Annotated in this window: 22 protein-coding genes and 1 tRNA gene; 8 read left to right on the top strand and 15 right to left on the bottom strand. The window is 64.0% G+C overall.

The genetic code is table 11. The features are described from left to right. Window positions 1-197 precede the first annotated feature (197 nt). Entirely contained in the window at window positions 198-407 is a 210-nt protein-coding gene (locus tag ACL02S_RS23795) for a DUF397 domain-containing protein (RefSeq protein WP_412804724.1), read from the bottom strand. A 424-nt stretch (window positions 408-831) separates the two neighbouring features. Here ACL02S_RS23795 and ACL02S_RS23790 point away from each other — a divergent pair, with 424 nt between their 5' ends. From ACL02S_RS23790 to ACL02S_RS23780, 3 genes are read left to right on the top strand one after another with little or no spacing between them, the layout of a single operon-like run. Then, complete coding sequence (locus tag ACL02S_RS23790; RefSeq protein WP_412804723.1) at window positions 832-1,314, top strand: DUF309 domain-containing protein; 483 nt, start codon at window positions 832-834, stop codon at window positions 1,312-1,314. A 54-nt stretch (window positions 1,315-1,368) separates the two neighbouring features. Continuing rightward, window positions 1,369-2,286, top strand: a complete 918-nt coding sequence (gene gluQRS / locus ACL02S_RS23785) for a tRNA glutamyl-Q(34) synthetase GluQRS (RefSeq protein ID WP_412804722.1) — start codon at window positions 1,369-1,371, stop codon at window positions 2,284-2,286. A gap of 42 nt (window positions 2,287-2,328) precedes the next feature. Next, a complete protein-coding gene (locus tag ACL02S_RS23780; RefSeq protein ID WP_412804721.1) occupies window positions 2,329-2,949 on the top strand; it encodes an RDD family protein in 621 nt (206 codons plus the stop codon). A 73-nt stretch (window positions 2,950-3,022) separates the two neighbouring features. On the opposite strand, the gene ACL02S_RS23775 is transcribed toward ACL02S_RS23780, so the two are convergent. After that, complete coding sequence (locus ACL02S_RS23775) at window positions 3,023-3,535, bottom strand: DUF4190 domain-containing protein (protein WP_412804720.1); 513 nt, start codon at window positions 3,533-3,535, stop codon at window positions 3,023-3,025. Window positions 3,536-3,564: 29 nt separating this feature from the next. Between ACL02S_RS23775 and ACL02S_RS23770 the strand changes: the two genes are divergently transcribed. Beyond that, window positions 3,565-4,347, top strand: coding sequence for a queuosine precursor transporter (locus ACL02S_RS23770; RefSeq protein ID WP_412804727.1), 783 nt, complete (start codon window positions 3,565-3,567; stop codon window positions 4,345-4,347). Window positions 4,348-4,504: 157 nt separating this feature from the next. On the opposite strand, the gene tgt is transcribed toward ACL02S_RS23770, so the two are convergent. The 5 genes from tgt to ACL02S_RS23745 all read right to left on the bottom strand — a co-directional run bounded on the left by tgt (window position 4,505) and on the right by ACL02S_RS23745 (window position 10,819). Next, the gene (tgt, locus tag ACL02S_RS23765) at window positions 4,505-5,740 is read right to left on the bottom strand and encodes a tRNA guanosine(34) transglycosylase Tgt (RefSeq protein ID WP_412804719.1); all 1,236 of its coding nucleotides are present in this window, start codon (window positions 5,738-5,740) and stop codon (window positions 4,505-4,507) included. 66 nt (window positions 5,741-5,806) lie between these two features. Next, on the bottom strand, window positions 5,807-7,720 hold the full coding sequence (locus ACL02S_RS23760) for an ABC transporter ATP-binding protein (protein ID WP_412804718.1): 1,914 nt from the start codon (window positions 7,718-7,720) through the stop codon (window positions 5,807-5,809). A 139-nt stretch (window positions 7,721-7,859) separates the two neighbouring features. After that, a complete protein-coding gene (locus ACL02S_RS23755) occupies window positions 7,860-9,593 on the bottom strand; it encodes an ABC transporter ATP-binding protein (RefSeq protein WP_412804717.1) in 1,734 nt (577 codons plus the stop codon). Window positions 9,594-9,682: 89 nt separating this feature from the next. Beyond that, complete coding sequence (locus tag ACL02S_RS23750; protein WP_412804716.1) at window positions 9,683-10,186, bottom strand: RrF2 family transcriptional regulator; 504 nt, start codon at window positions 10,184-10,186, stop codon at window positions 9,683-9,685. A 39-nt stretch (window positions 10,187-10,225) separates the two neighbouring features. Continuing rightward, a complete protein-coding gene (locus tag ACL02S_RS23745; RefSeq protein ID WP_412804715.1) occupies window positions 10,226-10,819 on the bottom strand; it encodes a TetR/AcrR family transcriptional regulator in 594 nt (197 codons plus the stop codon). A gap of 202 nt (window positions 10,820-11,021) precedes the next feature. Here ACL02S_RS23745 and ACL02S_RS23740 point away from each other — a divergent pair, with 202 nt between their 5' ends. Further along, window positions 11,022-13,316: an MMPL family transporter gene (locus ACL02S_RS23740; RefSeq protein ID WP_412804714.1), complete on the top strand. Its 2,295-nt coding sequence runs from the start codon at window positions 11,022-11,024 to the stop codon at window positions 13,314-13,316. An 87-nt stretch (window positions 13,317-13,403) separates the two neighbouring features. On the opposite strand, the gene ACL02S_RS23735 is transcribed toward ACL02S_RS23740, so the two are convergent. Both ACL02S_RS23735 and ACL02S_RS23730 read right to left on the bottom strand, forming a co-directional pair. After that, window positions 13,404-13,652: a hypothetical protein gene (locus ACL02S_RS23735; RefSeq protein WP_412804713.1), complete on the bottom strand. Its 249-nt coding sequence runs from the start codon at window positions 13,650-13,652 to the stop codon at window positions 13,404-13,406. A gap of 224 nt (window positions 13,653-13,876) precedes the next feature. Next, window positions 13,877-14,077 carry a hypothetical protein gene (locus ACL02S_RS23730; protein WP_412804712.1) on the bottom strand — a complete coding sequence of 67 codons (201 nt, stop codon included), beginning with the start codon at window positions 14,075-14,077 and terminating at the stop codon, window positions 13,877-13,879. Between the two features lie 346 nt (window positions 14,078-14,423). On the opposite strand from ACL02S_RS23730, the gene ACL02S_RS23725 reads away from it, so the two are divergent. Together ACL02S_RS23725 and ACL02S_RS23720 are read left to right on the top strand one after the other, a co-directional pair. After that, window positions 14,424-15,131, top strand: coding sequence for a RibD family protein (locus ACL02S_RS23725; RefSeq protein ID WP_412804711.1), 708 nt, complete (start codon window positions 14,424-14,426; stop codon window positions 15,129-15,131). Beyond that, window positions 15,128-15,583: a deaminase gene (locus ACL02S_RS23720; protein ID WP_412804710.1), complete on the top strand. Its 456-nt coding sequence runs from the start codon at window positions 15,128-15,130 to the stop codon at window positions 15,581-15,583. The genes ACL02S_RS23725 and ACL02S_RS23720 overlap by 4 nt, the downstream gene beginning before the upstream one ends. 303 nt (window positions 15,584-15,886) lie before the next feature. Here ACL02S_RS23720 and ACL02S_RS23715 read toward each other — a convergent pair. From ACL02S_RS23715 to ACL02S_RS23705, 3 genes are all read right to left on the bottom strand, one after another. Next, window positions 15,887-15,977: transfer RNA gene (locus tag ACL02S_RS23715), tRNA-Ser, on the bottom strand. 99 nt (window positions 15,978-16,076) lie between these two features. Further along, complete coding sequence (locus ACL02S_RS23710) at window positions 16,077-16,511, bottom strand: nucleoside deaminase (protein ID WP_412804726.1); 435 nt, start codon at window positions 16,509-16,511, stop codon at window positions 16,077-16,079. A gap of 58 nt (window positions 16,512-16,569) precedes the next feature. Continuing rightward, complete coding sequence (locus tag ACL02S_RS23705; protein ID WP_412804709.1) at window positions 16,570-17,109, bottom strand: tRNA adenosine deaminase-associated protein; 540 nt, start codon at window positions 17,107-17,109, stop codon at window positions 16,570-16,572. 55 nt (window positions 17,110-17,164) lie between these two features. Between ACL02S_RS23705 and ACL02S_RS23700 the strand changes: the two genes are divergently transcribed. Continuing rightward, on the top strand, window positions 17,165-18,118 hold the full coding sequence (locus ACL02S_RS23700; protein WP_412804725.1) for a prephenate dehydrogenase: 954 nt from the start codon (window positions 17,165-17,167) through the stop codon (window positions 18,116-18,118). 9 nt (window positions 18,119-18,127) lie between these two features. Here ACL02S_RS23700 and ACL02S_RS23695 read toward each other — a convergent pair whose 3' ends face one another. From ACL02S_RS23695 to ACL02S_RS23685, 3 genes are all read right to left on the bottom strand, one after another. After that, a complete protein-coding gene (locus tag ACL02S_RS23695; RefSeq protein WP_412804708.1) occupies window positions 18,128-18,742 on the bottom strand; it encodes a putative glycolipid-binding domain-containing protein in 615 nt (204 codons plus the stop codon). Window positions 18,743-18,836: 94 nt separating this feature from the next. Continuing rightward, window positions 18,837-20,765 (bottom strand): long-chain-fatty-acid--AMP ligase FadD32, encoded by a 1,929-nt coding sequence (gene fadD32, locus ACL02S_RS23690; RefSeq protein ID WP_412804707.1) that lies wholly within the window; start codon window positions 20,763-20,765, stop codon window positions 18,837-18,839. A gap of 107 nt (window positions 20,766-20,872) precedes the next feature. Then, entirely contained in the window at window positions 20,873-22,123 is a 1,251-nt protein-coding gene (locus ACL02S_RS23685; protein ID WP_412804706.1) for a KasA/KasB family beta-ketoacyl-ACP synthase, read from the bottom strand. Window positions 22,124-22,460 lie beyond the last annotated feature (337 nt).

Genomic DNA, 22,460 nt, shown 5'->3' with positions numbered 1-22,460 from the left:
GCTGCAACAGGTACAGGAACGAGCCGACGGCAGCCAGGAACGGGCCAACGGCAGCGGAAGCGATTCCGCCGAGGACTGATTCGACAGTATCCGCGGCGATACCACCCGAAACCGTCGGCCCGACCCGGAAATCGCGAAGGCCCCGAGTCCACGTGACCCGGGGCCCGCTCTGCCTGTTCAGGCAACTCCGGAACGGTCTATCCGCGCCGGAACTCTTCCGCAGAGACCCCTGTTAGGAATGCATCCCACTCGCCCGGCGCGAAGGCCAAGATCGGGCCACGTCCGTTGTCCTTGGTGTCACGAACGGCCACGTTGCCGTCGACGAGAAAGGCGACTTCCACGCAATTCCCGTCCGGGCCGCTGTATGTGCTCTTGCGCCACACAGCGTCCGTCAGATCAGCTTCCACCGCACTAGCTCCTTTGCTGCGTCGAGAGCGAGATTTCTCCTGACATCGTTCCAGCTAGCTCAGCACTCGACCAGAAGGCCGAATACCGCAGTGCGCCTCGCGGTAGCGCGCACTTTCCCCGGTGCGTCGATATCGCACAGCGGGCTCGAGAGGAAAATTAACCTCGCGCGGGGCTTGTCCCCGCGCGCAACACTAGCAGGTCCATCGAAAGTTTGCTCATCTCTTGCCTATTCAACTAGAGAAATCGGACATGATCGCAAAGCGTAAGGGTTGCGGGAACATTGCCACTCGGTGACATTCATTCTGCGCACTGGCGTACCACAATCGGTTGGACGGATGTGATTGCACTGTGATCGGCAGACAATTCACCACGAGCCACCGCCCGCGGCAGCCACGTCGAGCCGGGCGGTGCATCATGGAAGCCATGGTCGAACGCGATCGCGATGACGCAGGGCGTGCCCGTAATGCCCGTCCACGTGATCATCTCGGGCGTCCGCTACCGCCCGGCAGTACCGGAGTCGCCCGAATTCCGGACGATCTCGAGCTGCCACCCGAGCAGACCTTGACCTTCGCCCAACAACTGCTGGACGAAGGCTTGGCATTCAATGCGCATGAGGTGCTGGAGGCCGCATGGAAGAACGGGCCGTTCGCCGAGCGGATGCTGTGGCAGGCTCTCGCGCAGTTCGCTGTCGGTATCACCCACATCCAACGGGGAAATCCGAAAGGTGCGAAGACACTGCTCACCCGCGCAGTGCGTCGCTTGACCGACTATCACCCCGAAGACGACCGCGTGCCTTACGGTATCGACCGTGCCGGGCTGATCACATCCGCAGAAGCACTGCTCGCCACCTTGGCGGCGGGCGGCGAACCGTCTACCGCCGACCTGCGGCCGCGGCTGCGCGGCTGATCGTGCGCTTATACCATGGCATCGTGCGTATCTCACCGTTTATCGGCCGGGCCCATGACTGAGGCCGGCGCAGGCCGGTACGCGCCGAGCCCGTCCGGCGATCTGCACCTGGGCAATCTCCGCACGGCACTGCTCGCATGGGCATTCGCCCGATCCACCGGCAGGCGTTTCCTGCTCCGAATCGAAGATCTGGATCGGGTGCGCCCCGGCGCGGCACCCAAGCAACTGGACGATCTCGCCGCGATCGGCGTCGACTGGGATGGCCCCGTGGTATACCAGTCCGAACGACTGCCGATATACCGAGCGGCTATCGAACGCCTTACCGCTGCCGGACTCACCTACGAGTGTTATTGCACCCGAAAGGAAATCCAGCAGGCGGCGACCGCGCCGCACGGACCGATGGGCTCCTACCCCGGCACCTGCCGCACACTGACCTCGGCGGCACACGCCCGACGGCGGGCCGAGGGCCGCCCGGCGGCGCTACGCCTACGTACGGCGGTCACCGAGTTCGACATAGACGATGACCTGCACGGCCGCTACCGCGGCCCGGTCGACGATGTAGTGCTGCGCCGTGCCGACGGCATCCCGGCCTACAACCTCGCGGTCGTGGTCGACGACGCGGCACAAGGCATCGATCAGGTGGTGCGCGGCGACGACCTGCTGCCATCGACACCACGGCAGGCCTATCTCGCGACCCTGCTCGGACTTTCGATACCGCGCTATGCTCATGTGCCGCTGGTGCTGAACCAGGAAGGGCGCAGGCTGGCCAAACGGGATGGCGCGGTAACACTTACCGACCGGATCGAGCTCGGCGAGACACCGGATGATGTCATCGCGACACTGGCCACTTCGCTAGGCTATAGCGCGACATCGTCGTCCGAGCTATTGGCGCAGTTCAACGCGCGACAGCTGCCCCGCGAGCCATGGGTACTCGATGTCAATAGGTTGTTGCAACGCGACCGATGTCCGTAACGTACGCATTGTCCACTACTGATCAAGCAACGAGGACACACTATGACGAGCGGTGGGTACGACCCCAACCAGTATCCCCAGGGCGATCAGCCGTACGGGCAACAGCCCCAGTACGGGCAACAGCCGCAGTACGGGCAACAGCCGCAGTATGGGCAGCAGCCCCAGTACGGGCAACAGCCCCAGTACGGGCAGGATCCCTATGGTCAGTACCCGCAGCAGCCCGGGTTCGGCAACTACAACAGTCAGGCCGGTGATCTCGGCACCCGCCTCGGCGCCCGCGTCATCGACTTGCTTATTCTGTTCATCCCCTACACCATCCTCACCGTTGCGGTGCGGGACTCTTTCGTCCTCACCTCCTTACTCGGTGTCATCTGGACCGCGATAATGATCGGCTACTACGTCGGTATGGAGACCTCGCAGGGCACCACCATCGGCAAGAAGCTCCTCGGGTTGAAGGTGCTCGCTCCGGGCGGCGCCGCCAAGATCGATCCGATCACCTCGCTGAAGCGCAACCTGTTTCTTCTCGCGAGTATCATTCCGTGCATCGGAACTTTGGTATCGCTGGGTCTGGCGATCTACATCGCGGTCACCATCTCACAGGACCCGAACAAGCAGGGGTGGCACGATAAGTTCGCCGGCGGCACCCAGGTCGTCAAGGCCTGATCCGGCACAGCATCACGAGACAGCGCGGGGCGCACCCTGTTCGGGTGCGCCCCGCGCGATTTTTCCCTCCACGCTATGCGTTCGCCGCACCCACGAAGAGGATCAAGACGAAATACAGAATACCGAGCACAATCACACCCACACCGATCCAGATGCCCGCGAGCGCCATACCGCGCCCCTCCTCGCCGGACTGTTTGACCTGATTCAGCGCGACCACCCCGAGGATGATGCCGATGATCGAGCCGATCCCGCAGGTGACAAATCCGGACAGCGATACGACCAGCGCGGCGATCGACATCCCGTTGGTGCCGCGCGCCGGCGCCCCGTAGGGCTGATAGGGACTCTGATAACCATAGTTCGGCTGCGGATAAGGCGATGCGGACTGCGGATAGGACGGGTACTGCGGCTGCTGCTGCGGCGGTATCATCGGCGGTGGCTGTGTCGGATACTGTGGCGCCGACGGGTAGTTGGAAGGCTGCTCAGGACTCGGGTACTGCGGGACCGAACTCTGCCCCCCTGACTCCGGCGATATGCCTTGACCGCTGTACTGCTTCCACCACTCGTCGGAATCACCAGGATTCGTCATTGTTACAGCGTATGCCACCACCTGGTTGGATGATGCGGGTGAGTAACTCGAAAACCACTGCAGAACACACCGAGCCTGGGCGCCCCGCGCTGAATCATGCGGCATTTGCCCAGATAGCGCGGGGTTACTACGCACCGATCGTTGCCCTGTTCACCGCGACCCTGATCATCTCCAATATCTGCGCGACCAAGGGAGTGGAGATCCTCGGCGACCGCTCGCTGTCGCTCGGGCCGCTCCAGATCCTGCCCATCGCCACCGATGGAGCCTTCTTCCTGTTTCCCTTGGCCTACATCCTCGGCGACGTGCTCAGCGAGGTGTACGGCTTCCGCGCCACCCGACGCGCCATCTACTACGGTTTCGCCGCACTGCTGTTGACAGTCGCGTGCTTCGCCATCGCGATCCAGCTGCCCGCCGCGGGCTTCTACGAGAACCAGGAGGCGTTCCGCACCGTCCTCGGGACGACACCGCGGCTCGTCGCCGCCGGTCTGGCCGGATACTTCGTCGGCCAGCTGCTGAATTCCGCCGCGCTGGTGATGATCAAGGAGCGGACGAAAGAAAAGCACCTGTGGGCCAGACTGATCGGATCGACTATCGTCGGCGAATTCGCCGATACCCTGCTGTTCTGCTCGATTGCCGCAGGCGCGATCGGCATCGACACCTGGCAACAGTTCGTGAACTTCGTGATCGTCGGGTTCCTCTGGAAAACCCTTTGTGAGGTACTTGTGCTCCCGATCACCTACCGGGTGATCGCATTCCTGAAGAAGCACGAACCCACCTACGCCCCGACGAAGACCGATCCCCTGCACGCCTGAGCGACGCCGAAGCAGCGCGGGCCAGCGGACCACGAATCGCATACGCTCCGAACCGAACAGAGCTACCGATCGAGTTCGCGGCCCGCGTAGCCGGTTGCGCCCGATCCCTCTGCGGTGGATATCCGCATCAGCGGTACCGCAGGCACGGTACGGCGCATCAACCCCTGGTCTGCCAACGCCCCAGGGTCTGCGCCTTGTACTCATCGAAGTAACCACCATCGATGCTCTGCCGGATGCGGTCGACCAGCCGCACCGTGAAGCGCTCGTTGTGGATGGTGCACAGGGTAGCCGCGAGCATCTCCTTGGCCTTGAACAAGTGATGTATATAGGCACGGGTGTAGTTGGCGCAGGTATAGCAGTCACAGGACTCGTCGATCGGAGTGAAGTCACGCCGGAAACGTCTGGTATCGATGTTGAATCGACCGGTCTCGACGTAGATCGCGGCATTACGAGCCACCCGCGAAGGGTTCACACAGTCGAAGGTATCCGCACCGTTCTCGATGGCGGTGAAAAGATCCTCCGGCTCACTGATACCGAGCAGGTGCCGCGGTTTGCCCTCGGGCAATTCATCGCAGCACCAGCCGACGATGGTGCCCAGATTGTGCTTCTCCAGCGCACCACCGAGTCCGTAACCGTCGAACTCCGTTCCCTCGGTTCCGCGAATGGACTCCAACCCGCGGCAGGCCTTACGGCGCAGGTCCTCGTATTGCGCGCCCTGGACGACAGCGAACAACGCTTGGTACGGACGATGGGTGCGCGCGGCGGTCAACCGCTCGTGCTCATCGATGCACCGCTGTGCCCACTCATGAGTGCGCTGCACCGATTTCTCCTGATAACCACGGGTGTGGAACAGCGTGGTCAGCTCGTCGAAGGCGAACATGATGTCGGCGCCGAGCTGGTGTTGGATGCCCATCGACACTTCGGGAGTGAACCGGTGCTTGGAACCGTTCAAGTGCGAACGGAAAGTGACGCCGTCGTCGTCGACGGTGGCCAACCGCTCCTTACCCTTGGCGATCAAATCGTCCCCGCGGACATCGACCGCTTCCATCGCGATCACTTTCTTGAACCCGACGCCGAGTGACATCACCTGGAATCCACCGCTGTCGGTGAAGGTGGGGCCCGACCAGTTCATGAAAGCGCCGAGTCCACCCGCTTCGTCCACAATGTCGGCGCCCGGCTGCAGATAGAGGTGGTAGGCATTGGCCAGCAACGCCTGAGCGCCGAGGTCCCGCATGGTTTCCGGCAGTACCGCCTTGACTGTCGCCTTGGTGCCCACCGGGATGAAAGCAGGCGTAGCGATCGCGCCATGCGGCGTGTCGATTACGCCGGAGCGGCCATGCCGCCCGTCCAGGCGAGTACCGACGGTGAAAGAGAATGATTCGGGACCGGACACCCCGCTATCCTCGCAGCCGCGCGGATACCTGCCGCAGCAGGCCACCGATGTGCCCGCCGAGCGGGTTCACGCGGTGGCGGCGGCCGCCGCGAACTGGGCGTTGTACAGGCGGTAATACGCACCCCGCTCCGCGAGCAACCGCTCATGCGTGCCGTGCTCAACGATCCGGCCCGCCTCCATCACCACGATGAGGTCCGCATCGCGGATGGTGGACAACCGGTGCGCGATGACGAAACTGGTCCGGTCCTTGCGCAGCTCCGCGGTGGCATGCTGCACCAGCAGTTCGGTGCGAGTGTCCACCGAACTGGTCGCCTCGTCCAGGATGAGGATCGACGGTTTGGCCAGGAACGCGCGCGCGATGGTGATCAACTGCTTCTCCCCCGCGCTGACTCCGCAGCCCTCCTCATCGATGATCGTGTCGTAACCATCGGGCAGCGCGTGCACGAATCGATCCACGTACGCGGCACGGGCCGCGGCGAGAATCTCCTCCTCGCTCGCGGACGGATTACCGTATGCGATGTTCTCCCGGATAGTGCCACGGAACAACCAGGTGTCCTGCAACACCATGCCGATCCTGGAACGCAGATGACCTCGGGTGATCTGGGTGATATCGACCCCGTCGATGCTGATGGTTCCCGCGTCCAGCTCGTAGAACCGCATGAGCAGATTCACCAATGTGGTCTTGCCCGCGCCGGTCGGACCGACGATAGCGACCACATGGCCGGGCTCCGCGGCCAGCGAGAGCCGCTCGATCACCGGCTTGTCCGGTTCGTAGCGGAACGAGACAGCCTCGAACTCCACCCGGCCACGATCGACCGGACGGCTAGTGGCCATCACCGGGTCAGGACTCTGTTCCTCAGCATCGAGGATCTCGAAAATCCGCTCGGCCGAGGCGACACCGGACTGCAACAGGTTGACCATCGCACCGAGCTGGGTCAGTGGCTGGCTGAACTGCCGGGAGTACTGGATGAACGCCTGCACCTCACCGAGCGAGAGGGAGCCGGTCGCCACCTTGAGGCCACCCACCAAAGCAACCAGCACGAAGTTCACATTCCCGAGGAACATGATCGTCGGCATGATCAGGCCGGAGATGAACTGCGCCCGGAAGCTGGACTGATACAGCTGTTCGTTGCGTTCGTCGAACTCCTTGCCGACCTCGCGATTGCGGCCGAACGCGGTAACCACCTCATGCCCGGTGTAGGCCTCCTCAACCTGGGCATTGACCAAGCCGGTGTACTTCCACTGATTGACGAAGTGCGGCTTGGAGCGCTTGGCGATCTGCGCGGTGACCACAATGGCAGCAGGTATGGTGAGCAGCGCGATCACCGCGAGCAACCACGAGATCCAGAACATCATGGCCAGGATGCCCAGCACCGAGAACACTGCCATGATCAGCTGGTTCATGGTCTGCTGCAGACTCTGCGAGACATTGTCCACATCGTTGGTCACCCGGCTGAGCACATCGCCACGCGGCGTGGAGTCGAAATAGCGCAAGGGCAGCCGATGGATCTTGTCCTCGATATCATTACGCAGCCGCTTCACCGTGCGGTTGATCACGATATTGAGCAGGTATCCCTGTAGCCAGCCGAATACGGCGGCCCCGAGGTAGAGCACGAGCACCAGGATGAGGACCCGGCCGACCGCCCCGAAGTCCACGCCGACGCCGGGCACCACATCCATAGCGCTGAGCATGTCGGCGATCGTGTTGTCGCCTTCCGCCCGCAGCTCCGTTATCGCCTGCTCTTTGGTGAGCTCCGCGGGCAGTTGTTTGCCGACAACGCCGTCGAAAACCAGGTTGGTCGCCATGCCGAGCAGGTAGGGACCTAGCGTATTCAGCACTACCGCGGCGACGGCAAGCGCGACGATCACACCTACGTAGAACCGCTCCGGCGCAAGCCTGCGCAGCAGACGTTTCAGAGAGGGACCGAACGATTTCGCTTTGCTGTCCGGCGCACCGGGCGTCGGCATCCCCGGCCTCATCGCGCCTCCTGCGTCCTGCGGGACACCCGCACCCGGTCGGCGCGACAAGGCGCTACGCCATGATCCCTCATCGCGCCTACAACACCCTGCGGGACACCCGCACCCGGTCGGCGCGACAAGGGCGCTACGCCATGATCCCTCATCGCGCCTCCTCGGCACTCAGTTGTGATTCGACGATTTCTCGGTACTCCGCGCACTCGCGCAGCAGTTGATCGTGGGTGCCGACACCGGCCATCGCGCTGTCTTCCAGCACGACGATCTGGTCGGCATCGCGGATAGTGGCGATACGCTGCGCCACGATGAGCACCGAGGCCTCGGCGGTCTCCGGCTTCAACGCCTCCCTTAGCCTGGCGTCGGTCTCGACGTCGAGCGCGGAGAACGAATCGTCGAACAGGTACACCCTCGGTTTCTTCACCAGCGCTCGCGCGATGGCCAGACGCTGACGTTGACCACCGGAGACCGTGGTTCCTCCCTGGGCGATCGGGGTCTGCAACCCCTCCGGCATATCCCGGACGAAATCAGCGGCTTGCGCGACCTCCAGCGCATGCCACAACTCCTCGTCGGTGGCGTCCGGATTGCCGTAACGCAGATTACTGGCGACCGTTCCGGAGAACAGATACGCCTTCTGTGGCACAAGGCCGATCTGTGCGCGCAACAACTCCAGATCGATATGGCGCACATCGGTGCCACCGACGTAGACCGAGCCATCGGTGACATCCATCAATCGGGGGATGAGGTTGACCAGCGTGGTTTTGCCCACACCGGTGGCGCCGACGATCGCGGTGGTGGTGCCTGGGCGCATCCGGAACTGGATGCCACGCAATACCGGCTGCTCCGCGCCGGGGAAGGCGAACTCGGCGAACTGGATATCCACTACGGCCGGGTCGTCGGTGAACGGCTGCGGCAGGCTCGGCGGATGGACCGAGGATTCCGTAGCGAGCACCTCACCGATCCGGTCGGCGGAGACCGCGGCCCGTGGCGCCATCATGGCAAGGAAGGAAGCCATCATCACAGCCATCAGGATCTGCATGATGTAGGAAAGCATCGCGGTGAGCGAGCCGATCTGCATATTCCCCGCGTCGATCTCATGCCCACCGAACCAGATCACCGCGACGGCGGTGACATTGCTGATCAGCATGACCGTCGGAAACATCAGCGCCATCAACCGGCCGACGTGCAGCGCGGTATCGGTGAGCTCGGAGTTGGCCATACCGAAGCGCCAGGTCTCTTGGCGCTCCCGCACGAATGCCCGGACCACCCTGATACCGGTGATCTGCTCCCGCAGCACCCGGTTCACTTCGTCGATCCTTGCCTGCATCGCACGGAAGCCCGGCACCATCTTGGAGATCAACACCGCCATGGACAGGCCGAGCGCTGGCACCGCGATCAGCAGCAGCCAGGAAAGATCGAGATCTTCCCGCAGCGCCATGATGATCCCGCCGACGCACATCACCGGCGCCATCACCAAGATAGTGGCCGACATCACAATGAGCAGCTGCACCTGCTGTACATCGTTGGTGTTGCGGGTGATCAGCGACGGCGCACCGAACATCCCCACTTCACGCGCGGAGAAGGTGCCCACGCGGTGCAATAACGCACCGCGCAGATCCCGGCCCGCACCCATCGCCGCCTGCGCGCCGAGATAGACCGCGGCGACCGAGGCGACAATCTGCACCCCGGTGATGGCGAGCATCCACAAACCGGTGCTCCAGATGTAGCCGAGGTCCCCCTTGGCGACGCCGTAGTCGATCAAGTCCGCATTACGGCTCGGCAGATTCAACATCGCGATGACGGAAATCAGCTGAAACGCAACGACCCCCGCCAGCTGGGCGCGGTACGGCGACAGGTACGTGCGGAGCAATCTGATCAGCATGATGAATCGCAGGCTACCGGTAATCGGCAGGATGCGTCACAGGGCTTTCCGACCAGCGGGGATCGCCCGCTCACCCAGGACATACGACACTATCTTCTGGCCCATGCGCCCGGATCTCGGGTCAGCTCATCGAGGAATCCTGGCAATTGCCCGCAGGCGATGTCTTCGATGGTCACGTTCTCCAGTATCGCGCGGATATTCACCCGCAACGCGATCCACACCCGCTGCAACGACTCGGCCGAACCGCGGTAACGCACATCTTCCGGCCGCTCCCCGCGTACCGATGCGAGCGGGCCCTCCAGCGCGCGGATCACATCCGCGATCGATATCTCGGCCGCGGGCCTGGCCAGCCAGTACCCACCATCCGGCCCGCGTCTGCTGATCACCAGATCGGCACGGCGCAGCTCGCCGAGCACGGATTCGAGCACTTTGGGCGAAATCCGCTGCGCGGTGGCGATAGCCTCGGCTTTGACCACGGGGGCGGCGGGTAGCACCGATCCGCCGAGCCCAGCCGCGGCATTGTGCAGAGGCGGAGCACTGGCGATTTCGAGCAGCGTCCGCACCGCGTAATCGATTTTCGCGGTGATGTGCACAGCGGTAACTCCCTGGCGTCGGCGGTGGGTAGCTCGAATCTACGCGGTCACGCAGGCCGTGAGCACGCGTGTCGCCGCGTCGAGTAGCAATGATTCCACCAGCGCGTCATCTGCGTCCGGTACCAGTTCCTTGGACACCAGCGCGACGCCGATTACCTCCAACGCCGTGCAGGCGCGCAGTTGGTCCGCCGCGGTGGGGTTCGGCCCGGCGAGCCATTGTCGCAGCGTTCGGCTTTCGCCCATCATGTCCGGGTATCGACTTGCCATCGCATTGACGATTGCTACTGTGTCGCGCATCACCAGCACCCCGGCGTCGCGGTGTTCGAGCAGACCGCGCAAATAGGTTCGCAGAACTCGGCGGATACCTTCCGCATCATGCGGTACGCGCTCCAGATCAGCGGTCACCGCCCGCATGTGATCGACAACCGGCTCCATGATCGCCAGCAGCAGATCGAGCTTGGAAGCATAGTGATAGTAAAGAGATGCCTTTGTGATTCCCACCGCATCCGCGACCTCACGCAGGCTGGTCTGCTCGAACCCTTTGGCCGCGAACAGCCTCACCGCCGCATCGCGAATCGCGATTTTCGTATCTCTACCTGCGACGGCAATATCTGGTGCGGCACGGAAAGCCATCGGGTGATCCTCTCATCACATACCCGCTCAGCGAATATCACCCACAGAGTCGAGGTTGTACCTCCGCTTAGCTCCTGGGTAGTCTACCTACCGCACGGTAGGCAGAGAGTGTCAGTGGAGGCGGGAACACGCATAGTGCCCGCAAGTGCTGTCTACACGCAGACCAAGCACAGTCCCAGTCATCGCTAGGAGTTAACCACTCGTGTCCGTTTATCTGTATAGATGGGGGAAGTTCGCCTTCCGCCGCAAATGGATAGTCCTCCCGGCTTGGCTCGCCTTACTGGTGCTCCTCGTCGGCCTCGGCTCGGTGTTCGGCAAGTCGACCACCGACGACTTCAGCATGCCGAACCTGCCATCGGACCGCGCCAATGAAATCCTCGACAAGCGTTTTCCCGGTGCCTCCGCCGCCTACGAACCCAACGCGGTCACCGGCACCTATGTCGTAGGCGCACCAGAAGGGCAGCAACTGACCGACCCAGCGAACCGTGCGGCGCTGGACGCGTTCATCGCCAAGCTCGGCGAGCTGGAAATAGTCGACCACAGCACGCCGATCGTCAACCCGGTACAAGCTGCCGAGAAGATGGGCTGCTTGGACAACCCCGACCCGGCGAAGTGCAGCGGCGCGCCACTGAACGTGCTCAGCGAGACCGCGCCGAGCACCGTGGCGGTGATCAGTGTCCCGTTCACGATCGAGAAGGTCGCCGATGTGACCGACGAGGATCGGACGGCGGTGCAAGCGATAGCCACCGATGCGCGCAATGCCGGGCTCACGGTAGAGACAAGCGGCTCGATCATGATGAAGCCGGAGACTCCCAGCGGCAAGTCCGAGGCGATCGGCTTCGGGGTCGCGCTGGTCGTGATGATCGTGGCCTTCGGCGCGCTCATCGCCGCATTCGTGCCGCTCGTCACCGCGATCATCGGTGTAGGCGCGACCCTCTCGATGATCACGCTCGGCACCTCGGTGATCGAGGTTCCCAGCTTTACCACCTTCCTCGCCTTGATGATCGGCATCGCACTGTCCATCGACTACGCGCTGTTCATCGTGTCCAGATACAAACACGAGCTGGCGGTACAGGATTCGCCGGAGGAGGCCGCGGGCACCGCTCTCGGCACCGCCGGATCCGCGGTGGTGTTCGCAGGCCTGACGGTCATCATCGCGCTGGCAGGCCTGAGCATCGTCGGCGTCCAGTTCATGACCTTCATGGGTCTGGGCGGCGCGATCGCCACTGGTTTCGCCATGCTCACCGCGATCACGCTCATGCCTGCGATCTTGGGCGCGTTCGGCCGCAACCTGTTCAAGCCGAAGTTGCCGCTGGTGGCCCAGCACGACCCCGAGGACGACACCGCGGTCACCAACGGCATGCGCTTCGGGCGGCTGATCGGTAAGGCTCCTGGCGTTGCGGTGGCACTGTGTGTCGTGCTGCTCGGTGCGCTCGCCTTACCCGCGATGGGCTTGAACCTCGGCCTGCCCGGCGAGGACAGCATGCCGAAGACCTCGACCATCCGTAAGGCATACGAGCTGCGGACCCAGGGCTTCGGTGAAGGCAGCAATGGCGTGCTGAACGTGGCCGCCGACCTGGGCGATGTGCCCGCCGAACAGCGGGAGGCCGCGGTCGAGGCGCTGCGCGCCAAGCTCACGTCCTACCCCGATATGGACTACGTGACCGCGCCCCAATGGAGCGAAGACGGACAGGGCGTGCTGCTCAACGGTGTGCCGAAGTCCGGACCCAACAACCAGGCCACCAAGGATCTGGTGCGTGAGGCCAGGCAGGCCGAGGGCGAGCTGAAGGCCCAGTACGGCATGGAGTACGGCATCACCGGCACCACGGCGATCTACGCCGATATGGACCATGTGCTGCTCAGCAAGATCGTGCCCTATCTGGCGATCGTGGCAGGCGCGGCATTCATCCTGTTGATCCTGGTGTTCCGGTCGATCCTGGTACCGCTCACCGCGGCGCTCGGGTTCCTGTTGTCGGTGGCCGCGACCTTCGGTGCGACCGTGCTGATCTTCCAGGAGGGCAAGCTCGGCCTGGTCGACGATCCGCATCCGCTGGTCAGCTTCATGCCGATCATGCTGATCGGTCTGGTGTTCGGCCTCGCGATGGACTACCAGGTCTTCCTGGTGACCCGCATCCGCGAGGAGTTCGTGCACGGCAAGTCCGCCAAGGAATCGATGGTCTCCGGCTACCACCACGGCGCGCGTGTGGTGACCTCGGCGGCGATCATCATGATCTCGGTATTCGGCTCGTTCATGCTGGAAGACGATGTGACGACGAAGTCGTTCGGCTTCGCACTGGCCGTAGGCGTGCTGCTGGACGCGTTCATCGTCCGCATGGTGCTGATGCCCGCACTGCTGGTGCTGATGGGCAAATGGTCCTGGTGGATACCGAAGTGGCTCGACCGGATCCTGCCTGAAATCGATATCGAAGGCTCGAAGCTGCATGAGCTGCGGCAACGTGCGGACGATACCGGAAAAGAACCGGTCGGCGTCAGCTGATCCGATGAGTACCGCTCGGCCCCGCACCCAGATCTCGGGTGCGGGGCCGAGTCGTTTCTACTGACGATATTTGTGCCGATGGTGTTGTTACCGGCTCGGCTCAGGGAGTTCGCAAGAGCCGATTTTCGGATTCATACCCACATAGTTGAGCGGGCCCGCGAGTGCCGTCACAGCGATCGTGCCCCAGCGGGCGCAGTCATTCGGTGGGACATCGTCGAAGTAGTTTCGCTGACCGGCCGCGAGCAGCCCGATGGCCAGCCAGACCAGCAGCAGCAACCCGAACAGCCGGGAGCCTGTGCTACGCCTGACCCACACACGAGATTCATGGTCGCGCATCTTTCGGTTCCTTCCGTGCTTTCCGTGCACAGGAGATACCCGGAATCTCGGCGGATACCCAGAATTTCGGCGGATATCCTCGCGCTCCGCACCGATGCGCATCCGAAAATGATGGAAACACTTGCAGTTCACACCTGGCCGGATCACTCAGGGGCGCACGGTCTGATCCACCGGAGGCCGGGCGAGCGAAGTACCTGCCCAACCATCTACTCTCCCCCGCTGCGTTATGGACTCGGTTGGGGAACATCACAATCCGTGATCTTGGGGTTCAGACCCACATAGTTGAGCGGGCCGGCGATGACAGTGACGGCGATGGTCCCGAAGCCGGCGCAGTTCACCGGGCCGCTGTCGAAGTAGTCGCGTTGCGCCGCGGCGACCACGCCGATCAGCAACCAGACCAAGACGATGACACTTCCGATTCTCATATCCCTCTCGCGCTTCTTCCATGCGGACGGTGTGACGACGCATCTGGCACTGCACCCTTACCGCGCTTTCCGTATCGCCCGTATACCCCCGATCGCGCCGGATAACCGAATCTCTGTAGCGCGGTACGCATCCTGTGCCACAGGCGCAACGCCGCTACTACGCCGCATACGCAACACTGGTGCCGTTCGCCGCGATGCGGCGGGGCCGCACCGAGGCCTGCCGATTCCGCTTCACCAAGCGATTACGCTGAGCGAACAACACCCTCGACCGGATGCCCTGCTCGGCGCGGGTGCTGAGAAAACCGATCAGGGCTGGATACGGGCCCAGCGCTGGAGAGGTGGTCCGATGTCACTCCCACATCGCGTGATGACCCGCCCATTCGTACTCCTGTCGGTCGCGGTCAGCATCGACGGCTATATCGACGACACCAGCCCACAGCGGCTACTGCTGTCCAATCCCGAGGACTTCGACCGTGTCGACCGACTCCGCGCCGACGCCGACGCCATCCTGATCGGCGCGGCGACCATCCGCAGCGATAATCCACGCCTGATCGTGAAAAGCCCGGATCGGCAACAGGAACGCCTTGTCGCCGGGCGCACCGCACAGCCACTGAAGGTGACCGTCACCGCAGGCGGTGACCTCGACCCGGCCGCAGCGTTCTGGCATCACGGCACCGCGGAACACCGGCCGCTCGTCTACACGACAACAGCGGGCGCACCGAAGACAAGTGAACGGCTCAGCGGCTTGGCCGAAGTCGTACCGCTGGGTGAGAGGGTCGATTTCGGCGTCCTGCTCGATGATCTCGGCAACCGCGGCATCCAACGCCTCATGGTCGAGGGTGGCAGCCATATGCACACCGCATTCCTCTCCACCGGGCTCGCCGATGAGCTTCAACTCGCGATCGGCCCGAACCTGATCGGCGATTCCAATGCCCCACGATTGCTGAACCCCGCACAGTTCCCCGGCGGTTCGACCCGCAGAATGAAACTGGCCGAAGTCACCCAACTCGGCGATGTCGCCGTACTGCGCTATCACCCGAAGGAGAGCCAGTGACCCAACCGGACCACCGGTACTGGATGACGCGCGCCATCGAGTTGGCCGGGCACTGCCCCACCGCGGCGGGCGCGTTCTCGGTCGGCGCGGTGCTCGTCGCCGACGGGCAGCAGCTCGCGACCGGCTACTCTCGCGAGAGCGAACCCAAGGCACACGCCGAGGAAGTCGCCCTCGGCAAACTCGACGCGAACGATCCCCGGCTACGTCGGGCAACGCTCTACAGCACCCTCGAGCCCTGTTCCCAGCGCGCGACCACCACCCGCTTGCCCTGCACCGACCGGATTCTCGCCGCCGGTATCCCGGTGGTGGTGATCGCCTGGCGCGAACCATCGACCTTCGTCGCCGACTGCGTCGGCGTGGAGAAGCTGCGGCAGCACGGTATCGAGGTGATCGAACTCCCGGAGCTCGCCGAGGCCGCGAAAGCGATGAACCGACACCTCGATCTGTCCTGAGAGTTCCGGCTACCATTTCCTTGCTGGAAGTTATCTCCTGTCCGACAAGCCATTTCAGAATGAGCCTGTTGTGATGGAACGGGCCTGCGTCGCGCACGACTGCTTTCTTTCGGTATGGCGCAAGCATAAGGAGACCGGCCAGTGGATGACAGCGCTGTCGAAAAACCGGTGGGAGAACTCCAGGACAGCGAGAATTCGGCTGGCGTGCCCGGCCTGAGCAGGTCCTCGTCATCTTGCCACCGAGCCAGGCCGTCACTGGAGCAAATAAATAGCCCCTCACCTGAGCGAACAGATGAGAGGCTGTGGCGGTGGCGGAGGGATTTGAACCCTCGGAGGGGGGTTACCCCTCACACGCTTTCGAGGCGTGCTCCTTAGGCCGCTCGGACACGCCACCGCCGACAACCATACCCGACCCGGATCGGATCACTAAATCGCCTGGTCGAGCGTGGTAACCATGGGCAGCGGTCGACAACAGAGCACAGGTGAACACAGCTCAGCGTTGGGCACGGAAGAATTCGTCGAGCAGCGCCACGCACTCCTGCTCGAGCACGCCACCGCGCACTTCTGGCCGATGGTTGAGCCGACGATCGCGAACCACATCCCAGAGCGAGCCGACCGCGCCGGTCTTCGGCTCCCACGCGCCGAAGACCAACCGGCCGACTCTGGCGAGCACCAGCGCACCCGCACACATGGTGCACGGTTCCAGCGTGACGGCGAGGGTGGCGCCTTCCAGCCGCCACCCGTCCCCGTGCACCGCGGCGGCGCGGCGCAGTGCCAAGATCTCCGCGTGCGCGGTCGGGTCGCCGAGCGCTTCACGCGCGTTCACCGCACGCGCCAGCTCCTTTCCGGTGGCATCGAACACCACTGCCCCGACGGGCACGTCCCCCGCCTCGGTGGCCGACGCGGCGGCCAGGGCGGCACGCACCATATCCGCATCCGAGATACCGGCCGCGGTGCGGGATGGGCCGTCCGGTAGCACTCCCACTTCAGCGTGGCAGCTTGTCCAGTACCGCGGCGAATTCGTCGGCGAAGCCGAGCCGCTGGGCGATCATGCCGAGTTGCTCGTCCGGATAGAGATCGGTATCGGCGAGGATAACGCTGAGCACCGGTTCGGGCAGGCCGAGATCGGCGAGCATACCGAGGTCGCCCTCTTCCCATGGGTCGACATCGTCGAGTTCGTCCGGGTCGATATCAGGGATCTCGATGTTCAGGGCGTCGAGCACGTCCGCGGCGATGTCGTAATCGATCGCGGCCGTCGCGTCCGAGACCAGCATCCTGGTTCCGCTCGGCGCGGGCCGGAGCACGATGAAGAACTCCTCATCGATGTCGAGCAATCCGAACACAGCCCCGGAGCTGCGTAAAGCCTTCAGTTCGTTTTCCGCGGCGGACAGATCGGTGAGTGCGGCCCGGCTCAGCGGGCTGCATTGCCATTTGCCGTCCTCACGGACAACCGCCACTGCGAACCCCTCTACGTCGTCGTAATCGGTCGACGTCGCCCTATTAGTGCCCGAGCGCTGTGCTGCCATGGCCGCAACGGTAGTCGGCTCGAGCGGAAATGTTGAAGTCGTATGCCAATCTGTTCTGGTGATTTCGGCGAAACAAGCGTCCGTATGTGTGCTCGGCACTGGATTGATCGGCGGTTCGCTGCTGCGTGCTGCCGTCACCGCAGGATATGTGGCCTGGGGATACAACCGCACGCCTGCGGGCGCGCACGCCGCGCGCGCCGACGGATTCGACGTCACCGAGGACCTTCCCGCCGCGCTACGGCGGGCCGAGGAAACCGACGCGTTGATCGTTATCGCGGTACCGATGCCCGCTGTCGACCATATGCTCTCCGCGATCGCGACCTTCGCACCGCACTGCCCGCTCACCGATGTGGTGAGCGTGAAAGCGCCGGTCGCGGCGGCTATGCGGGAACACGGTCTCATCGACCGATACGTCGGTGGTCATCCGATGGCGGGCACCTCCGAATCCGGATGGACTGCTACCGATCCCGGCTTGTTCCACGACGCGGTGTGGGCAGTCGGGGTTGACGAGGAAGTCAGGGCCGAGCTGTGGACGCGCGTGGTGCGGCTGGCCCTTGCGTGCGGCTCGGTGGTTGTTCCGGTGGTGGCGGCCGAGCACGATCGGGCCGTCGCCCGTATCTCCCATCTACCGCATGTCCTCGCCGAGGCGCTGGCACTGGCAGGCGCCGCAGGCGGCGATCTCGCGCTTGGTCTTGCGGCCGGATCGTTCCGTGACGGCACCCGCGTCGCAGGCACCGCGCCGGATCTGGTTCGCGCGATCTGTGAACCCAATTCCGGCGCATTGCTGGAGGTGCTGGACGAAACGCTCCGTGTGCTCGACGCGGCGCGCGAGCAATTGCGCACGGAGCATTCACTCACGGACCTAGCCGAGGCGGGGCACACCGCGAGACTGCGTTACGCATCGGCCCGGCGCTGGGAGATCACCGGCATCCGCCCGGGTGAGCACGACTGGCTGGAGCGCTTACGAGCCGCGGGTGCCCGCGGCGGCGTACTCACCCGACTGGACTGACCAGCGCGTTCAGATCCGCTGAGCCAGGCCGGGGTAGTCAAGGAGGAAACCGTCGGCGTCCACCGTCACGGTCGCGCTGGAGACCGGGGACAACACACTGATTCCGTCGACCGCGCTGCTGTAGACCAGGGTGGCCTCTTGGACGAGCAGATCGGGCAGCCGCACGTAGACCACAGGGACCTGGATCTCCTCGACCGCGTGTTGCAGGTCGTAGCGGCGGATCGGCAGCGTGTTGAAGAACGGGCTGAGCACGACATCCGCGTCGAGCGCGCCGGCGAAGGTGGAGCGGACATGACTGCCGCCCGCGTCGATGAGCCAGTAGTTCTCTTCGTCGCGGGCGATCGAGGCCTGCCGTTCCCCCGCGGCGGTCGTGGCCCGCAGGGAGAGTCGTTTCGTGGCGCCGTTCTCATCGGTGACCAGATCGTAGGAGGCACTGAACGCCGGATGCTCCGCGCACTCGCCGCCGATCATGCGCCCAGCGGCGCGGATGCGGTTTCCGGTGAGCGTCACCCGCACCGACTCCATCCGCGACGCGTCATGGGCACGCCAGGTGAGAACCGCAGGCCAGCGGGATTCCTGCGGAATCGTGCCTGGGCTCTCTAGATCGGAGGCTGGGGTTATCACATATCTACCGTAAGCGAAGTCTATGACCAACCTACGCAGCCACCGCGTAATCCGCGCCACCTGGCACGCCGCCTGTCCGGTGAAGTGATCGTGTTCAGCCGGTCACCACGGACTCCTGCTCCCATCCCTGCGGTGCGTCCGGGAACGACTGTTGCTGATAACCACCGCGCAACGTGCCTTCCAGATAGGCAGCCCGGCAAGCACGACGGGCGATCTTTCCGCTGGAGGTACGCGGGATCGAGCCCGCGGGCACCAACAGCACATCGCGCACCATGACCCCGTGGCGCTGGGCAATCGCGGCGCGCACCACATCGGCGACCGGCTGGGACTCCAGCTTGCCCGCACCGGTATTGCGTTCGGCGACGATCACCAGCTGCTCGGAGGTGTTACCGGCATCGAAGGTCAGGCCGGAACGACTGCTCTGCTCGAAGACCGACGCGGGCAGCTCATTGGCAGGCACGGAGAACGCGGCGACGAAACCGGTCCGCAACGCCGCACTCGCTTCCTGTGCGGAGAACTCCAGATCCTGTGGGTAATGGTTACGGCCGTCCACGATGACGAGGTCCTTGACCCGACCGACAATGTACAGCTCACCGTCGAGGTAGGCGCCGTAATCACCGGTGCGCATCCAGTGGGCGTTCGCGGGCACGCCCTCCGCGTGGCTGCCCTCCGGTTGGCGTGCGATCAGTTCAGCGCGGAAGGTGACCCCGGTCTCCTCGGGGCGGGACCAGTATCCGATGCCCATGTTCGCACCGTGCAGCCAGATCTCGCCGACCTCGCCGTCGCACCGCTCGGTGCCGTGTTCCGGATCGACGATCACCGCCCACTGCGACAGCGCCACATAACCGCAGGACACCTGCGCGACAGCGTGCTCGGCAGCCGACGCTACCCGGACCATGCGTCCGAGGTTCAGCTCAGCACGATCGACATAGATCACCTTCGCCTTGTCCTGCGCCCTGGTCGCCGATACGAACAGCGTCGCCTCCGCCATTCCGTAACAGGGTTTGATCGCCGTCTCCGACAACCCATAGGGCGCGAAAGCCTCGTTGAATTTCTTCATCGACGACACCGAGACCGGCTCGCTACCGTTGATCAACCCGATCACATTGGAAAGATCCAATTCCTCGCCCGGCTTCGGCTTACCCCGCAACGCGGCGTGCTCGAACGCGAAATTCGGTGCGGCGGCAAAGGTTCCCGCCCCATCAGAGGCCGCGGCCAGCTCCTTGATCCAGCGGTAGGGGCGCCGCACGAACGCGCTCGGCGACATGATGGTGATGAAACCACCCCCGATAGTCGGCAGGATCACACTCAACAAGCCCATGTCATGGAACAACGGCAACCAGGTGACCCCGCGGGAACCCTCGGTAACACCGATGGCATCGATCATCTGTAGCAAGTTGGTGCCCACCGCCCGGTGCGTGATCTCCACCCCGACCGGCGTGCGGGTGGATCCCGAGGTGTATTGCAGGTAGGCGATGCTGTCGGTGTTGATATCCGGTGGCGTCCAGGACGCCCCGACGGAGTCCGGGATCGCCTCCACCGCGATGATGCGCGGACGCTGTGACGCGGGTAGGTGCCGGAAGAATTTCCGCACCCCATTGGCCGAGGAGCCCACCGTGAGAATCGCGGCGGGCGTGCAGTCGCCGAGTACCGCGCGCAACCGGTCGGTATGCCCCTGTTCCTCCGGGTCGAACAGCGGGACGGCGATACTACCCGCGTACACCGCGGCGAAGAGCGAGACGACATAACCGAGCCCTTGCGGAGCGAGGATCGCCACCCGATCACCCGGCTGGGTCACCTGCTGCAGCCGGGCCGCCACCGCCCGCAATCGCACACCGAACTGCTGCCAGGTGAGCTCGTGGTATTCCCCATCGCGTTCGCGCGAGTAGTCGATGTAGCGGTAGGCGAGATCGTCGCCGTTCTCCGCGCTGTGCTTGTCGACGAAGTCGATCAGGGTCCGGTCCCCCGGGATCGTGATATTGCCCTGATCGTCCAGATAGTCGTCGAAGGTTTCATCGATCATCGCCTTAATCCTTTTCCAGCGCACAGGCACGCGGGCCGTGTAATGACACCGAACACAGGTCGATAGCGAAGCCACGGAAGGCTAGCAGGTATCCCGGCCCGCTGCGGTCAATATCGGCCGAAAGCCAGCGAGACGTTGTGTCCGCCGAAGCCGAAGGAATTGCTCACGGCGTAATCGATGCGCCCCGGCCTCGGCCGGCCGCATACGACGTCCAAATCGATCTCGGGGTCTTGATTGTCCAGATTCAGCGTTGGTGGCACGATCTCGTCCCGCAGGCTGAGCACCGTGATCACCGATTCGAGCGCACCGACCGCGCCGACCGAATGGCCGAGGGCCGATTTCGGCGCGTATACCGACGCATGGGTACCGATGGCCGCGGTAATCGCGCATGCCTCCGCGGTATCACCGACCGGAGTTCCGGTGGCGTGCGCGTTGATATGCGTGATGTCGTCCTTCGCCAGACCGGCTGTACGCAGGGATCGCGTTATCGCTCGCGCCGCTCCGGTGCCCTCAGGATCGGGCGCGACAAGGTGGAAACCGTCGGACGTGATTCCCGCGCCGAGCAGCCGTGCGTGGATAGTCGCGCCGCGCGCCTTCGCGTGCTCCTCCGTCTCGATCACCATCATCGCGCCCGCCTCACCGAAGACGAAACCATCACGGTCGATGTCGAATGGGCGCGAGGCGTGCTTCGGCGCATCGTTACGGGTGCTCATAGCGCGCATCATCGTGAACGCCGCGATCGGCAGGGCCTGGATCGAACCCTCCACGCCACCGGTGACCACGATATCGGCGTCCCCCATGACGATCATCTTCCACGCGTTGGCGATCGCTTCCGCCCCGGACGAGCAGGCCGATACCGTGGTTGTCGCCCCGGCCCGCGCGCCGAGCTCCAATGCGGCACACGCCGCTGCCCCGTTCGGCATCGTCGCCTGCACGGCGTACGGCGAGACCTTGCGATAGCCGCCGTTGGTCAGCTTGTCCCGCGCGTCGATGAACGCATCGGCGCCGCCGAGTCCGGTGCCGAGAGACACACCGAGCCGGTAGGTGTCCACCGCCGGGCTGCCCGCATTACGCCAGACCTCACGGGCGAGCACGATGGCCATCTGTTCCAAATAGGACAATACGCAGCTCTCCGTTTCGGGAAGATACGAGGAAGGCGCGACCTTCAGATGGCCGCCGATACGCACCGGCAGCTCGAACTGATCGACGAAGTCGTCCTCCAGAGCAGTGATGCCGCTTTCACCGTTGAGCAGGCCCTTCCACGTAGCGTCCACGTCACCGGCGATGGATGTGGTCGCCGCGAGGCTGCTGACCACAACAGGGGGGAAATCCCCGTTCTTGGTGGAGGGAATCTGCATGATCGCTCACTTTCCTGGCTTCGCTGCTGGGAACCTGTCGAGCTGCTGAGAACGTGTCGAACAGAAAGCGCGTGCCCGAGCGCCCCACCCGGATCGGGGCTGCCCGCGCGGGCGGTAATCGAGCGCAGACGGATCAGCTGATCATCACGATCTGAGACGACCACCCCTGTGCATTATTGGAAAGGCATCCCGATCGCACCGCGTGACACGCGGACAGTACCGGTACCGGGGCATCGGCCGCGGCGTCGGCCGAGCGTCCAGGACGACTCGAGTAACCTGCTCCCGAGGCACGGGACTCGGGCGAGCCCGCTGCGGACAGGAGAAGGGAAGGTCGTGT

Origin of the sequence: Nocardia spongicola (assembly GCF_047200775.1) — a bacterium.
In the GTDB taxonomy this organism is placed as follows: domain Bacteria; phylum Actinomycetota; class Actinomycetes; order Mycobacteriales; family Mycobacteriaceae; genus Nocardia.
Note: the sequence above shows the minus strand (reverse complement) of the source record. Positions and strands in the feature narration are given on the sequence as shown.